This is a genomic window from Paenibacillus sonchi (genome assembly GCF_016772475.1).
Classification (GTDB): domain Bacteria; phylum Bacillota; class Bacilli; order Paenibacillales; family Paenibacillaceae; genus Paenibacillus_AQ; species Paenibacillus_AQ sonchi.
In genome coordinates this window covers 1,435,998-1,451,160 of record NZ_CP068595.1, presented here as the reverse complement: position 1 = coordinate 1,451,160, position 15,163 = coordinate 1,435,998, and the positions used below count along the sequence as shown (strand labels likewise).

The following is a 15,163-nucleotide window of genomic DNA, read 5'->3' as shown; positions in this document are numbered from 1 at the left end:
CCATGGACAACCTCAGCCATTTTACTTAGAATATAGGCAACTAAAAAGACAAATATAGATATAGAAAAAAGGAGGAGGTCCCCTATGGACAAAAGAAAATGTCTGCTTTTGGGTGACTATACCCACCCCCGTTTTCATCCGCTGCAGGGCGTGGACAAACAAATCAGCGAAATCCTGAATGATCTGCTGATTGTGCAGTGTTCGGAGAATAAAAAGCTGCTGCTCAGCGAGCACTTGTCAGGATATGATCTGTGCATTGCATACAATGAGCTATGGAATGAGACGGTGTCCCCCAGCAGACTGCGGGTCTGCTGAGCTATGTGAGCGGCGGCGGCGGACTGATCGTACTGCATACCGGAATCTCGCTGGCCAAACGCTATGAGCTGGCCCATCTGATCGGCGGCAGATTTACCGGACATCCGCCGTATACTCCGCTGAACTTCAAGGTCCTGGAGCATGACATTACCGAGGGCATCGAAGATTTCCAGCTGGATGAGGAGCCGTACACGTTCGAATTCGATCCTTTTACAGAGAAGACCATTTTATTGGAGTATGAAGCAGAGGGTGAAATGCGTCCGGCCGCCTGGTGTCACAGCTACGGGCTGGGACGGGTGGTATTTCTGATGCCAGGCCATCACGAACCTTCCTTCACGCATCCGGCGGTTCGCCAGCTGATCCTGCGGGCGGCTACCTGGGCGGCGCGGATCCCTAGATAATCTATATAGTGCGGCTGCTTTGCGCAGGCTTGAATTTTGTGAAATGGCCCGCAAAAGGGTATACTCTATCCATAACCGGAATCATTGGGAGGAAAGTGCCATGAGTGATTTGTTCAAGAAAGCAATCTCTTTAGGAGTCGGCCTCACCATTGTCAGCAAGGAAAAGGTAGTTGAAGAGCTGGTGAAGCGGGGCGAGCTTGCCCCCTCGGAATCCAAGGCACTCGTTGACCGGCTGGTGGAGCGTGGCGAGGAAGAACGCGGAGTGTTCAAATCTGCAGTTCATGAACAGGTGGAGCGCGTGCTGAAGGAGCTTAAAATCCCTGTTCAGAGTGATGTTGCCGGGCTGGAAGCGCGGATTGCTGTCCTGGAGCGCCGTGTGGCGGAGCTGGAGGGAACTCCTTCGACGGAGGAAGCCCTGCCGGAACAGCGTACGGACTAAATGGCTGTACGTATAAGACATGCCGGGCGGTACCGGACTATTGCCATGGCGCTGATGCGTCATGGCTTCGGCTATATGGTGGAGGAACTTGGCCTCTACCATCTGTTGTCCCTTCCGCGCCGGATGATTACCCAGGAGGTTCACGAGAGTCTGACGCTGGGGGAGCGGATCCGCCGGGTGCTGGAGGATTTGGGGCCAACCTTTGTGAAGCTGGGCCAATTGGCCAGTACCCGTTCCGATCTGCTGCCCGATTCCATTATTCAGGAACTGGTGAAGCTTCAGGACAGTGTCCCTCCGTTCTCGGCGGAAACGGCGCGCAATATTTTGGAGCAGGAGCTTGACCAGCCGATTGATGAAATGTTCAGCTATTTTGAGAATGCCCCGCTTGCCGCAGCCTCCATTGGTCAAGTCCACCGGGCTGTACTGCATGGCGGGCAAAGTGTGGCGGTCAAAATCCAGCGCCCCGGTGTGATGCGGACGATGACCCGGGATCTGGAAATTTTGCAGGATCTAAGCGCCCTGGCCGAGAGGAAGCTGGACTGGGCGAAGCAATACGGGCTGACCCGGATGGTAGAGGAATTCTCCCGGGCGCTGCTGGCGGAGCTGGATTACGGCCAGGAGGGGCGCAATGCGGAACGGATCGCCGGGCAGCTTACGGAACACGATCAGGTCTATATCCCGGCGATTTATTGGGATTACAGCTCCACCCGTGTGCTGACCATGGAATATGTCGAAGGCATCACATTGAACCACCGCGAGGAGCTGCTCCTGAAGGGCGTGAAGCTGAAGACGCTAGCCCAGCAGCTGGTGGAGATGATGCTGAACCAGATCTTTATTCATGGTTTTTTTCATGCTGATCCTCATCCCGGCAATGTTATGCTGCTGGATGACGGGAAACTGGCGTTAATTGATTTCGGCATGGTTGGCCGGCTGAGCGAAGAGATGAAGGACAGCCTGTCTGCGCTTGTCATCGCTCTAATGCGCAAGAATACTGATTCCATGGTGCGGGCTATTTTACGGCTGGGCGTCATTCCCGAGGAAGCTGACCGGATGGCGCTTCATGATGATATGGACAGGCTTCGCGAGGCATACTATGATATCCCTTTCAAGCAGGTCAGCATCGGCAAAGCGCTGAATGATCTGTTCGGCATCGCCCGCAAGCACAGGCTGGTCATTCCCCCGGACCTGGCGATGCTCGGCAAAACCATGCTGACGCTGGAGGGGGTTGTCGGCAACCTTGACCCGTCCTTCAGCATTGTGCAGATGGCCGAACCCTTCGGCAGGCGGCTCGTAAGGCAGCGCTTCAGCGGCAGCCGCCTGCAGCGCAAAATTCTCGGCGGCGTTGCTGACCTGGCCGAAAGCCTGGTTGAGCTTCCGGCACAGGCGCGGCAGCTGTCTGCGCTCGTTGGCAAAGGCAAGCTGAAGGTGGAGGTCGTGCTGCCTGAGCTGAAGGGAATTGAACACAAGGTTAGCCGGGTGGGTAACCGCCTCTCGTTCAGCATTGTGCTGCTGGCCTTCAGTATTATTATGGCCGGGCTGATCATTGCCTCTTCGCTGCGGGGAGAGCCTTCCATGCTCTGGGACTTCCCGATTGTCGAAATCGGCTCTGTGATCGCTCTTCTGATGATTCTATGGCTGCTGTACTCCATTTTTAAATCAGGACGGTTTTAGCCGTAATAAATATTCTTGGGGAGTTGCACACAAACGGCACGGGATCAAGTACAATGTAAAGGTTAACTTCTTAATCCTAAATAAGAAGCTTGGATATAGAGTGTAATGGAACGCAAATGGAGTGCCGTCTGAATGTCCGGTGGATCGCTGCTGCCCTTGAAACCGAACTTTGGACCGCGCATCTGCAGGGCTGAGGGCGGCTAGTGAGACGGAAGGGCTCCGGAGACGGGGTTCCTTCCGCTTTTGTTTTGAATATGCGGCAACGGCATCCTGCCTACATTACTCCAGGAACTGGATATCTATAGTGATATGTATTGAACAAATTACAGAAAAATGTGAGGTGGAGACTTTGCCGGGTTTTAAGGAACTGGGAGTATCTGAATTATTGAACGGCCTGCTTCAGGGTCAGGGGATTGCTAAGCCTACACCGGTGCAGGAGGAAGCCATTCCTCCGCTGGTGCAGGGATTGGACGTTATCGCAAGGGCCAAGACGGGAACAGGTAAAACACTGGCCTTCCTGCTGCCGATTATGGACAAGATCCGTGTGGAGCAGGCGTATCCGCAGGCGCTTATCATGGCACCGACCCGCGAGCTGGCTTTGCAGATTACCGAGGAGGCCCGCAAGCTGGCGCGCCATACCGGAGTGAAAATTCTGGCCGTATATGGCGGCCAGGATGTGGAAAAGCAGCTGCGCAAGCTGGAAGGCGGCCGGCATCTGATTATCGGGACGCCGGGCCGGCTGCTGGATCATATACGCCGGGGAACGCTGGATCTCGGCGGGGTCAAGATGCTGGTGCTGGATGAAGCGGACCAAATGCTGCATATGGGCTTCCTGGAGGATGTGGAAGCCATTATTACGGCTGTGCCTTACCGCCGCCAGACGATGCTGTTCTCCGCGACCATGCCGGACCCGATCAAGCGGCTGGCCAGCAACTACATGAAAGAGCCGCTGGATATCGTTATTAAAAGCGGTTCCCCTATTCCGCTGGAGAATATCCGCCAGCAGGTGGTGGAATGCTCGGACCGCAACAAGGAAGAAGCCTTGATCGCGCTGATCGAGCGGGACCGTCCTTACCTGGCGATGATCTTCTGCCGGACGAAACGCCGTGTGTCCAAGCTGAATGAAGCGCTCCAGGCCGCCGGCTATGATTGCGACGAGCTGCACGGCGACTTGTCGCAGAGCAAACGCGAAGCGGTGATGAAACGGTTCCGCGAGGCGAAGCTGCAGCTGCTGGTGGCCACGGATGTGGCTGCCCGCGGTCTGGACGTCGAGGGCATCACGCATGTCTTCAACTATGATCTGCCGCTGGATGCGGACAGCTACATTCACCGGATCGGCCGGACCGGCCGCGCAGGCGGCAAGGGACTGGCGATCACGTTCGCTTCGCCGCGCGAACGCGCCGGGCTCGAGCTGATCGAGCACGGCATCTCCCAGCGGCTGGACCGCCGCCGGTACGAGAAGGATGAATTCGGCGCAGGCGAATTCACCTCCGTGCAGGGCGGCGGCTCGCCGCGCGGCGGACGCCAAAACGCCGTGCCGGAAGGCGCCCGCAATGGACGCGGCGGGCGCGCCCAGGGGCGCAGCGGCGGAGCTCCGCGCGCCGAAGCCGGGGCGCGGCCGGGCGCGGGCGGACGCGGCCGCGGCAAGGAAGCAGGCGGCTGGGGCGCGCCTGCAGAAGGGCGCAGCCGCAGCGAAGCGGCTGGCGGCAAACGCAGCGGCTGGGGCACCGCTGCGCCAAGAGGCGGCGGGCACGCCGGCAAAAGCGCGGCGAAGCCAAGAACGGGCGGCGGCTACGGCAGCTACGACGCCCGCAGCAGCAGCCCGGCTGCAGGCTATGCAGCCGGAGGAAGCGCGGCCGGCCAGCGCGGCGGCAAAGGAGCCGCCGGTTCCAAAGGCGGCCCGGGCAGCGGCTACAGTGCCAACGTTTCCCGTGGCGCGGAAGCCGGAGGCTTCAGCTACGGAGCCTCTAAAGGTGCGGGCCCGGGCGGTGGATATAACCCGGGCGGCGCACGCAGCGGCTCCAAAGGCGGCAAAGGCGGCTACGGCCCGGGGGGCGCAGCAGCGGGGGCAAAGCTTCATCACGCGGCGGCCGGGGCAACGGCTCCGGGGGCACGCGCGGCGGCCGAGGCTCCTCCAGATAAAGGCGCTGGATTCCATTTTATGAAACTTGTTACCATAGGACGGTCAGCCGCTCAGGCTGGCGTTCTGTGGTAACATTTTTTTTGCCTTTGTGTATCTTTAAAGTTTTGAAACATTTTGGACGCAAAGCTTGTCTATAATATAACTTGAACTTCAGATATCATAGAGTATTGCCTATAGCGAAAAGAGTGCAGGTGTTTCGGGTTCTAAGCTGGTATTCGAAGCGGGAGCAAAATTTCCGTCTGTGCAATTATCGGCTCTTGTCTGGAGCATTCATTAACTTTCTGGGAGGAAACACAGGATATGTCTAAGACTGCCAAAATCGTCATTTTACTCATTATTGTAGTTGCTGTAGGCTGGGGGATAGGCAAATATAACTCGCCTTCGCCTTCGGCTTCACAGGAGGAGGGAGCCTCCGCAAGCACGGGGAGGAGCTTCAGGGACAGCCAAGCTCCGCACCGGAGCCTTCAGCCGTGGCCAGCAGCGCTCCGGAGGGGTCAGACACGGCCACAGGGGATGGGCCTTCTGCCGAGCCGGATAATTCCGGGAATGAGGCTGCCGTGAAGCCTTCGCCAACACCGGCGGATAAGCCCTCTGATCCGGACAGCTCCGGTTCAGCCGATCCGGCAGCAGAGCTTACCGCTGCTGAACCAGATAGTGTGGCTGCTATGATCAATAAGCAGTACAAGCTGCCGGATGGCTATAAGCCGGCTGATCTGGTCTATCCCGATGTGCCGTTTATTTTCTCCGAAAAGATTGAGAAGCGGATGCTGCGGAAGACTGCTGCAGATGCACTGGAGAAAATGTTCGCAGGTGCATTAAAAGACGGCGTACATCTGGCCGGGGTTTCCGGCTACCGTTCCGAGGCTACTCAGACCCGGCTGTTTAATAACTATGTCAAAAGAGATGGTGAAGAGAAAGCCCGTACCTATAGCGCCGTGCCTGGACACAGCGAGCATCAGACAGGTCTGGCGATCGACCTGTCCGGCACGGATGGCAAATGCGCGGCAGAAAGCTGCTTTGCCGGAACAGAGGAAGCCAACTGGCTGGCAGCTCACGCGGCTGAGTATGGCTTCATTATCCGCTACCCTGAGGGCAAACAGGCGATCACCGGGTATATGTATGAGCCTTGGCATGTCCGCTATGTAGGAAAAGATATTGCTGCCTCCATCGCGGAGCGGGGCATTACGCTGGAAGAGTACTATGACGCTGTTCCGGTATCCAAATAATAAGTCTGCTGAATCATTAAAGCACTGCAATTCCCCGCAAGGTGGAGGGCAGTGCTTTTTTATTGTATTAGGAAATTATACAGTGTAAAAAAGTGTGGATATCTTGGCAGCCTCACAGGATATAAGCGATGCAGCAGGATTGGGCTCCATCCACGGACTGAAGCGGACAGAGGGACAGAGGAGCCCTTATTTTGCCAAAAATCTTACTTTTTCAGCAGTTACGGACTCAGGAGCCGTTAGATCGTTCGATGGAGCCTGGAATAAAGGGGAAAGGGACAAATAAAGGCAACTGAGTCCGCTGTCCTGCGGAATAGATGAATCTTCTATCCATAACGGCTTTCCGGTCCGTAACGGCTGCGGATCAATCGCGAAGGAATGGGGCGATTCGTCTTCAGCATGCCCCCGTTGATTTTGGAGCGGTGGGGAATCCCTGCGGCCAAAAGCCCCGTGTTGCTATTCACCCGCCAGGGTGATTTTGTTCTTGTATAGCGAGGGTAACTAAGTGAAATGAGAGGTAAAAGTTCCTTTTTTTCGGTTACCTGAGAATTTTAAGTTGTAAAATCATCTCTAAAAATTACATATAAGTAAAGGCAGGGGGAAGCAGTGCTTATTTTGTTCAGTTGCAGTACTTATTTTGTTCAATTATGGAGGAGATAATGAAATGACGAAACAGATTCAGGCAGATGTAATCATTATCGGCGGTGGAACCGGAGGCTGTGCGGCTGCTCTTGGTGCTGCAAGGTCAGGACGGTCGGTGGTGATGACCGAGGCCTATGAATGGATTGGCGGACAGCTCACCAGCCAGGTAGTGCCTCCTGATGAGAACCGCTGGATTGAACAGTTTGGCTGTACGGCAAGCTACCGGACTTACCGGAATGCAGTACGCGATTATTACCGCAGATTCTTCCCGCTCACAGAGCAGGCGCGCGCCCGGGCGGGGTTCAATCCCGGAAATGCCTGGGTCAGCCGTCTATCTCATGAACCGCGCACCGCGCTGGCGGTGCTCCGGGATATGCTGGCCCCTATGTGCACAGCGGGCGGCTGCAGATATGGACCGGATACAAACCCGTGCAGGCCGAGACAGACGGGGACGAGGTGATTTCAGTAACGGTGTGCGGGCAGGATGGAGATAGGCTGGTGCTGACAGGCAGCTATTTTTTGGATGCAACCGAGGAAGGGGATGTGCTGCCGCTTGCAGGCGTGGAGTACGTAACCGGCGCAGAATCCGTTGCCGAGACCGGGGAGAGGCACGCCCTTGCGGGTCCGGCGGATCCCCGGGATATCCAGGCGTTCACGCATTGTCTGGCGCTCGACTATAACGAGGGTGAAGATTATACGATTGCCAAGCCGCGTGAATATGACTTCTGGAAGAACTATCAGGCTGATTTCTGGCCGGCTCCACAGCTGAGCTGGACCGTTCCTTCCCCCTCAACGCTTGTGCCTGTGACCTATGTGCTTTTGCCGGAGGAGGGGGTAAATCCGCTGTTTACTTACCGGAGACTGGCGGATCGCAATAATTTTCAGCCCGGGACCTACAAGACGGACCTCAGCGTGGTTAACTGGCCGCAGAATGACTACTGGCTCGGACCGATTGTTGACGTTACTCCGGAGGAAAGGCACTGCCATCTGGAGAGAGCGAAGCAGCTCAGTCTTTCCTTGTTGTATTGGATGCAGACAGAGGCTCCCCGCAAAGATGGCGGCATAGGTTACCCTGGCCTTCGTCCACGGCCGGATGCGACGGGAGCGCCGCATGGACTTGCACAGGCTCCGTATATTCGTGAAGGACGCCGTATCCGCGCGGAATATACGATTCTGGAGCAGCATCTCAGCCCGGCCGACCGTCCCGGAGGCAAAGCCGAAAAATACCCCGATACTATTGGCATCGGCAGCTACCGGATTGATCTTCATCCCAGCACGGCGCTGCGGACCTTTATCGACATTCCTTCGCTGCCGTTCCAGATCCCGCTGGGGGCGCTGATCCCGGTTCGGGTGAACAACCTGATCGCTGCTGCCAAAAACATTGGGACCACGCATATCACCAATGGCTGCTACCGGCTTCACCCGGTGGAATGGAACATTGGAGAGGCTGCAGGCATGCTGGCAGCTTACTGTCTGGATAACGGGACTACTCCCCGCGGGGTGCGGAATTCCCCGCAACAGCTGAGCAGCTTCCAGACCCGCCTGCGCAATAACGGGTTTGAGCTGGAATGGCCGTCTATTGGTGCGGTCTAGGCAGAATCAGGGCGTGCATAATCAGTATTATGAATTAGGATACCAAAGAGATCATCTGCGGGCAGATTCCGGCAGTCCGTGCAGGTGTGTCTTACAGCTGTAGCCGCCGGTTCTAATGGTTCATCTCCCCGGCCCCTGGTTAAGTAGTGGGAAACCATGAAATTACCAGTGAAAGGGGAGCTTCAGATGTCCGAACATAATCATGTGGTGAACAAGGACGGTAATGTGACGATGGCTAAAGTGAGCGACGCCCTTGACCGGATAGAGTCCGAACAAAAAGACGTTATCCTGAAGAATTTCGAAGATTTCAGATCTTATCTGGGAAAGCGCATCCAATTGGCGCAAAAGATTGGGTTGGGCGAAGAACAGCTGGCCGCAGCGGCGGAGAAAATCGCCGACTATCTGGCTGCACATGAAGAACCGCGCAACAGCGAGGAGAAGCTGCTGCTGGAGCTGTGGAAGGTCGGCAGCAAGGAAGAGCGCCACCGGCTGGCACATATGCTGGTTAAGCTGGCCCGGAATTGATAGAGCTGTTACGCTAGCGCTTATCTAAAGTGCATAGGCTGGACAAAGATCCTTCTTCGGGTGACCGGGGGAGGATTTTTTGCCGTAAAGAAGGCGGAGCAGGAAACGTCAGATACCCGAATGCTATAATGGGGAGAAAATTGGATTCAAATGGGGTACTTCCATTCTGAAATCTCATGACTTGGAGATGCGCTGATGATGAAATTAAGCATACTGGATCAATCGCCGGTCTCGGAGGGCAGCACGCCGGCCGAGGCTTTGGCTGAAACCGCAAGGCTAGCCATAGAGGCGGACCGGCTGGGCTATCACCGCTTCTGGGTCTCCGAGCATCATGCGGCACGCGGGCTGGCCGGTTCGAGCCCTGAGGTGCTTATGGCACATCTGGCTGCGGTAACCTCAAGAATCCGTATCGGTTCGGGAGCTGTGCTGCTTCCCCATTACAGCGCGTATAAAGTGGCCGAGAACTTTCGCGTCCTCGAAGCCCTGTACCCCGGCCGGATTGATCTTGGGCTGGGCAGAGCTGCAGGAGGCGGGGCGCTCGCCGCAAGAGCGCTCCAGGAGAACCGGACCGGCGGCGCTGAGCTGTACGAATTACAGATCCAAGATCTGCTCAGCTATCTGTATGGCGCTCCGGATCAGTCGCACCGCTTTGCCGGGCTGGAGACCAGCCCGCAGGTCAGCACTGCCCCGGAGCTCTGGCTGCTCGGGTCCAGCAGGGAAAGTGCAGCTCTTGCCGCCAGGCTGGGGACCGGCTATGCATACGCCAGATTTATAAACAGTGCAGGGGGCAGCATGGCGGTCCGCTCCTTCCGGAACAGCTTCCGCCCGTCTCCTGCAGCTTCTGCACCCCAGGCACTGGTGTCGGTGTTTGCTGTATGCGCCGAGACTTCCGCGGAAGCGGACCGGCTGGCTGCCAGTATGGATTTGTCCCTGGTTCAGCTGGAGAAGGGCCATGTCTCGACAGGCACGCCTTCTGTGGAGACGGCACTGGGCTACAAGTATACGCCGTATGACCGGTTCCGGATCGAGGATAACCGCAGGCGAATGGTACTTGGATCACCGGACGAAGTGCGGCAGCAGTTGACAGCACTCATGGAGGAATACCAATGCGAGGAAATTATGTTCGCTACGCTTATGCACCGCTATGAGGACAAGCTGAGATCCCTGCGGCTGATAGCCGATGTCTGCGGGTTACGCGGAGGGGCCGGGGCGAATTAGCTTACTCCATGGGCCCTGAATTTTGTATTCTGCGGCAACGTGGTAGCCCGTGTGGAACCAAAGGAATCACCTGGGAGCATGATGGAACAGAAAGCAGCATTGCTGTAGAACAAAACGGCTTTATTGCTGAAATTTATAATTTATAAGCATAGCGCTTTGCTCTATACGTTTTGTATAGGAGACGGCGAAGCCATTTCTGTGTGCTGGAATTAGTGTGCTGGACTTAACTTGAGTTTTCCTCCCGAATGGCGGCCTTTGCCGGGTTTGGGGGGATTTTCATTTGGGGATCTATGAAAATTATCCTTGACGCTTTTCAGGGACACTGTATCCTTTGAAGAGGAATGTAGATCTTGGAGAAGTGCATAGAGTTAGTGGTGAAGCAGGATAATAACGGCAGGAGGGTTTTATAACGGCATGAGGTTAATTACAGAGGTGGCATCGGCAGCAGGAATTCATGAGGAGCATCTGGAGCTGTACGGCAAGTATAAAAGCAAGCTGTCGCCATCCCTTTGGGATGAGCTTAAGCACAAGCAGGACGGGAAGCTGGTGCTGGTCACCGCGATGAATCCGACTCCGGCAGGCGAAGGCAAAACGCTGACGACCATCGGACTGTCCCAGGCGCTGAATGCAGCGGGGGTTAGGACCGTAGCGGCGCTGCGCGAGCCTTCGCTTGGTCCGACCTTAGGAATGAAAGGCGGAGCCACCGGCGGTGGCAAGGCGCAGATTGTTCCGGCGGATGAGATCAACCTGCATTTTACAGGCGATATACATGCGGTAACCTCGGCGCATAATCTGCTGTCGGCTATGATCGACAATCATCTTTTTCAGGGCAACCTTCTCGGACTGGACCCTCAGCGCATTGTCTGGAAACGCGTAATGGATATGAATGACCGCAGCCTGCGCAGTATTGTGACGGGTCTAGGCGATGGCAACGGTACGGTGCGGGAGAGCGGTTTCCAGATTACAACCGCCTCCGAGATTATGGCTGTGCTATGCCTGTGCGACGGTCTTGCCGATCTCAAAAAACGCCTAAGCCGCATGCTGGTCGGATATGACCAGTCGGGCCAGCCGGTCACGGCAAAGGATATCGGGGCAGTGGAAGCCATGACTGCGCTGCTGAAGGAAGCTGTGAAGCCCAATCTGGTGCAGACACTGGAGGGGACACCGGTAATTGTGCATGGCGGGCCTTTTGCTAATATCGCCCATGGCTGCAGCAGTGTAATCGGTACCCGTTATGCGCTGAAGCTGGGTGATGTGGTGGTGACGGAAGCAGGCTTCGGGGCGGATCTCGGCGCAGAGAAGTTCATGGATATCAAATGCCGTCAAGCCGGGCTTACTCCCGCCGCTGCCGTGCTGGTGGTGACGGTGAAATCGCTGAAATACAACGGCGGTGTGCGTAAAGATGAGCTGCATCAGACGAACCAGGCCGCCCTGCTCTCCGGCATTTCCAACATGGAGCGCCATATTGAGAATTTGGCCAAATTCGGCGTTCCGGTACTGGTGGCGCTTAATCACTTCGAAGGAGATGCCCCCTCGGAGATTAACGATGTCCTGGAGGCCTGCCGCCGTCTCGGCGTACCCGCAGCCGTTTCCAAGGTATGGGCGGAAGGTGGCGCCGGAGGGTTAGAGCTTGCCATGGAGCTGAAGAAGCTCTTGGAGCAGGGAGAAGGCCAACCCGCGGCATTTGCTCCCTTGTATGAGGACAATCTGGACATCCCGGCCAAAATCAAAAAAATCGTTACCGAAATTTACCGTGGTGCTGAGGTGGCCTTCTCGCCGGCAGCGAAGCGCAGCCTGGGCATGATTGAGAAGCTTGGCCTCCACCAGCTTCAGGTCTGCATGGCTAAGACTCCATACTCCTTCTCAGACCAGCCAAGACTGCTGGGAGCCCCCGAGGGCTTCACTATGGGTGTCCGCGATATTACGCTGTCGCTGGGCGCAGGCTTCGCTGTAGTCATCACCGGCAATATCGTTACAATGCCTGGACTCCCGGCCCAACCAGCGGCAGAAGGTATTCAGGTGGACCTGGACGGTGTCATTAACGGTTTAGAGTAACTAGGGTTATATAAATTCACAGGCTTAAGCCCCCGTATTTCTGCGACTGATGCAGAGGTAAGGGGGCTTTGCTGCGTCTGCGTTGAAGGTTCCCTGCTCCTTCCTGCTGTACAGCAGACATAATGTACCCGTTCCGGGGAAAACTAATACAGCTGCAGGATGGACCTGGAGGACTAAAATCCGCAAAAGTTGTGAACGTTGTGAGAAAAATCACAAAAAGGCTTGTAATGTGAGAAAAATCACAATATAATCAACTCATAAAGTGAAATAAATCACAACTATAGAGAAAATAAATGAATGCCCAAATTTGGAGGAGGAAGAAGCCATGAAAGTAGCAGTCATTGGATGTACCCATGCCGGAACCGCCGCAATTGTTAACACCGCCCAGCTCTATCCTGAAGCCGAGATTACAGTATATGAACGCAATGATAATATTTCTTTCCTGTCGTGCGGGATTGCGCTTTATGTAGGGGGAGTAATCAAGGACCCGCAGGGTCTGTTCTATTCCTCGCCGGAAAAGCTGGCTGAACTCGGCGTCAAGACGAACATGCGCCATGAAGTTATCCGGATCGATACGGACCGCAAAACCCTGCGTGCCCGCAATCTGGCGACAGGCCAGGAATTCGATGACTCCTATGACAAGCTGATCATGACCACCGGCTCATGGCCAATTGTTCCGAAGCTGGAAGGCATGGAGCTTGACGGTATCCTCCTGTCGAAGAATTACAGCCATTCCAACACCATCATCGAAAGAGCACAGCAGGTGGACAGAATCACTGTTGTCGGCGCCGGATATATCGGAGTCGAGCTGGTAGAAGCTTTTCAAATGAACGGCAAGCAGGTTACGCTGATCGATGGCGAGGATCGTATCCTGAGCAAATACCTGGATGAAGAATTTACTGCACCTATTCAAAAATCACTGGAGGATCACGGAATCACTCTGGCGCTTGGCGAGAAGGTCAGCTCGTTTGCAGGAGAGAACGGCAAAGTGACCAAGGTCATTACCAGCAAAGGCGAGCATGAGACAGACCTGGTTATCCTCTGCATCGGATTCCGTCCGAATACCGAGCTGTTAAAAGGCAAAGTGGATATGCTTCCTAACGGTGCAATTATTGTCAACGACTACATGCAGACCAGCCTTCCGGACATCTATGCTGCGGGTGACAGCTGCGCAATTCACTATAATCCGACCGGCAAAAATGCTTACATCCCCCTGGCAACCAACGCAGTGCGCATGGGTACGCTGGTAGCCCGGAATCTGGTGTCGCCGACCATTGCCTACATGGGCACACAGGGCACTTCGGGGATCAAAATTTATGAAGACAATATCGCCGGAACCGGGCTGACGGAAGATGCGGCCAAAGCGGAAGGCATGGATATTGAAAGTGTCCTGCTGACCGACAACTACCGTCCTGAATTTATGCCAACCTTTGAGCAGGTGCAGTTAAAGGTGGTATATGACCGCCCGACCCGCCGCATCCTCGGCGCTCAGATTATGTCCAAAATGGATCTGACGCAGTCGATCAATACCGTGTCGGTATGCATACAGAATAAAATGACAGTAGACCAGCTGGCATTTATCGATTTCTTCTTCCAGCCGCATTACAACAAACCATGGAATTTCCTGAATACCGCAGGTCTTCAGGCCTTGCCCGCAACAGTTCCCCATAAAGAAACTGTATCGGTCTAACCCTGCAGCCATCCCCATAACCGGAGCCGAATGAAGGCTCCGGTTTTTTGGTGCGCCCCGGCACAAATGTATTTTTTTGGCGGACTGGCCGCTTCCACTTGAATAAAAACATTCCGCATTGGATACTTTTGTGGTAAATTTGACATGTCAGTGAAAAGTTTCACTTAGTTTTTACATAAGTGATTTTTATCACGTAATTGTCTTAGTTGACACGCTACAATGGCATAAAGGAACAAATTTTAAGTATTAAAAGGGGATAGGAATCATGGCTTATAACAAACCGCAGGGGATTGCCGAAGTCACGGTGGAGAACGGAATTAAGAAGGCACACAATCCGCTCAGCACTGTACTTATTCTTGGCTTCTTGGGGGGAGCGTTTATCGCGCTCGGATTTTTGCTGGACATTCGCGTTATTGCAGGCGCACCGAAGGAATGGGGCTCCATTGCGAATTTTATCGGGGCTTCCGTGTTCCCGGTAGGTCTGATCATGGTGCTGCTGGCCGGAGGGGAACTGCTGACAGGCAATATGATGGCGGTGCCGCTGGCATTTATGTCCAAGAAGATTTCATTCTGGGAAATGCTTAAGAATCTGGTGCTGATTACCATCAGTAACTTCGCAGGCGCCTTGTTCGTCGCATATTTCTTCGGCCACATTGTCGGCCTCACCGCAGACGGCGTGTATCTGGACAAACTGGTGGATATGGCCGGACACAAGATCGATGCCACCTTTTTGCAGGCGTTTGTATCCGGTATCGGTTGTAACTGGCTCGTTGCTCTGGCCGTATGGCTCTCTTACGGAGCGGATAACTTCAGCGGTAAAATCCTCGGAATCTGGTTTCCGACCATGGCCTTTGTGGCCATCGGCTTCCAGCACGTTGTAGCCAACATGTTCCTTATCCCTGCTGCCATATTTGAAGGACATTTCACCTGGTCCCAGTACTTCAGCAATTTTGTCCCGGTTTGGCTCGGGAACCTCACAGGCGGTGCAATCTTCGTCGCATTCGCTTACTGGATGGCGTACCTGCGCAAAGCGCCGGCGGCTGTTCAACCGGTGGAAGGCATTTCTGCTGCCGGTGTAAAAAAACACGCATAACCTGCTGGCCTGCCCAGGTCTGGCGGCCCATCAGCACTCTCTGGAAATCTCCGGGGGGTGTTTTTATTTGTTGTTCCGGTCTACAACAAAATTCGCCGTGCATATCCGACTCGGGGGAACGAAATCGGGCTCACGGCGAATTCATAGGGAGTGTT

Annotated in this window: 11 protein-coding genes and 2 pseudogenes; 12 read left to right on the top strand and 1 reads right to left on the bottom strand. The window is 55.1% G+C overall.

Annotation, left to right across the window (positions count from 1 at the left end; translation table 11 throughout):
- Nucleotides 1-84: 84 nt before the first annotated feature.
- The 5 genes and pseudogenes from JI735_RS06685 (at nt 85) to JI735_RS06665 (ending at nt 6,195) form a co-directional block, all read left to right on the top strand.
- Nucleotides 85-716, top strand: a pseudogene (locus tag JI735_RS06685) (ThuA domain-containing protein).
- A gap of 100 nt (nt 717-816) precedes the next feature.
- Nucleotides 817-1,155 carry a phasin family protein gene (locus tag JI735_RS06680; protein WP_039838824.1) on the top strand — a complete coding sequence of 113 codons (339 nt, stop codon included), beginning with the start codon at nt 817-819 and terminating at the stop codon, nt 1,153-1,155.
- Nucleotides 1,156-2,826, top strand: coding sequence for an ABC1 kinase family protein (locus tag JI735_RS06675; RefSeq protein ID WP_039838825.1), 1,671 nt, complete (start codon nt 1,156-1,158; stop codon nt 2,824-2,826). It abuts the gene before it with no gap.
- A 349-nt stretch (nt 2,827-3,175) separates the two neighbouring features.
- The gene (locus JI735_RS06670) at nt 3,176-5,041 is read left to right on the top strand and encodes a DEAD/DEAH box helicase (RefSeq protein WP_202677208.1); all 1,866 of its coding nucleotides are present in this window, start codon (nt 3,176-3,178) and stop codon (nt 5,039-5,041) included.
- A 398-nt stretch (nt 5,042-5,439) separates the two neighbouring features.
- Entirely contained in the window at nt 5,440-6,195 is a 756-nt protein-coding gene (locus JI735_RS06665; protein WP_233476282.1) for a M15 family metallopeptidase, read from the top strand.
- Nucleotides 6,196-6,518: 323 nt separating this feature from the next.
- On the opposite strand, the gene JI735_RS06660 is transcribed toward JI735_RS06665, so the two are convergent.
- Nucleotides 6,519-6,656 carry a hypothetical protein gene (locus JI735_RS06660; protein WP_157771476.1) on the bottom strand — a complete coding sequence of 46 codons (138 nt, stop codon included), beginning with the start codon at nt 6,654-6,656 and terminating at the stop codon, nt 6,519-6,521.
- Between the two features lie 200 nt (nt 6,657-6,856).
- Here JI735_RS06660 and JI735_RS06655 point away from each other — a divergent pair.
- From JI735_RS06655 to JI735_RS06630, 7 genes and pseudogenes are all read left to right on the top strand, one after another.
- Nucleotides 6,857-8,427, top strand: a pseudogene (locus tag JI735_RS06655) (FAD-dependent oxidoreductase).
- Between the two features lie 186 nt (nt 8,428-8,613).
- Nucleotides 8,614-8,952, top strand: coding sequence for a DUF3243 domain-containing protein (locus tag JI735_RS06650; RefSeq protein WP_039838447.1), 339 nt, complete (start codon nt 8,614-8,616; stop codon nt 8,950-8,952).
- 195 nt (nt 8,953-9,147) lie between these two features.
- Nucleotides 9,148-10,170, top strand: coding sequence for an LLM class flavin-dependent oxidoreductase (locus JI735_RS06645; RefSeq protein WP_083886911.1), 1,023 nt, complete (start codon nt 9,148-9,150; stop codon nt 10,168-10,170).
- Nucleotides 10,171-10,178: 8 nt separating this feature from the next.
- On the top strand, nt 10,179-10,316 hold the full coding sequence (locus tag JI735_RS35390; protein ID WP_233476281.1) for a hypothetical protein: 138 nt from the start codon (nt 10,179-10,181) through the stop codon (nt 10,314-10,316).
- Nucleotides 10,317-10,584: 268 nt separating this feature from the next.
- Nucleotides 10,585-12,225: a formate--tetrahydrofolate ligase gene (locus JI735_RS06640; RefSeq protein ID WP_039838449.1), complete on the top strand. Its 1,641-nt coding sequence runs from the start codon at nt 10,585-10,587 to the stop codon at nt 12,223-12,225.
- A 325-nt stretch (nt 12,226-12,550) separates the two neighbouring features.
- Nucleotides 12,551-13,915 (top strand): FAD-dependent oxidoreductase, encoded by a 1,365-nt coding sequence (locus JI735_RS06635; protein WP_039838450.1) that lies wholly within the window; start codon nt 12,551-12,553, stop codon nt 13,913-13,915.
- Between the two features lie 265 nt (nt 13,916-14,180).
- Nucleotides 14,181-15,008, top strand: coding sequence for a formate/nitrite transporter family protein (locus tag JI735_RS06630; RefSeq protein ID WP_039838451.1), 828 nt, complete (start codon nt 14,181-14,183; stop codon nt 15,006-15,008).
- Nucleotides 15,009-15,163: the final 155 nt, after the last annotated feature.

Excerpts from the sequence above, each read along its gene's own strand:
- JI735_RS06680 (WP_039838824.1), top strand. The coding sequence starts at position 817 with ATGAGTGATTTGTTCAAGAAAGCAATCTCTTTAGGAGTCGGCCTCACC.
- JI735_RS06675 (WP_039838825.1), top strand. The coding sequence starts at position 1,156 with ATGGCTGTACGTATAAGACATGCCGGGCGGTACCGGACTATTGCCATG.
- JI735_RS06650 (WP_039838447.1), top strand. The coding sequence starts at position 8,614 with ATGTCCGAACATAATCATGTGGTGAACAAGGACGGTAATGTGACGATG.
- JI735_RS06645 (WP_083886911.1), top strand. The coding sequence starts at position 9,148 with ATGATGAAATTAAGCATACTGGATCAATCGCCGGTCTCGGAGGGCAGC.
- JI735_RS35390 (WP_233476281.1), top strand. The coding sequence starts at position 10,179 with ATGGGCCCTGAATTTTGTATTCTGCGGCAACGTGGTAGCCCGTGTGGA.
- JI735_RS06640 (WP_039838449.1), top strand. The coding sequence starts at position 10,585 with ATGAGGTTAATTACAGAGGTGGCATCGGCAGCAGGAATTCATGAGGAG.
- JI735_RS06635 (WP_039838450.1), top strand. The coding sequence starts at position 12,551 with ATGAAAGTAGCAGTCATTGGATGTACCCATGCCGGAACCGCCGCAATT.
- JI735_RS06630 (WP_039838451.1), top strand. The coding sequence starts at position 14,181 with ATGGCTTATAACAAACCGCAGGGGATTGCCGAAGTCACGGTGGAGAAC.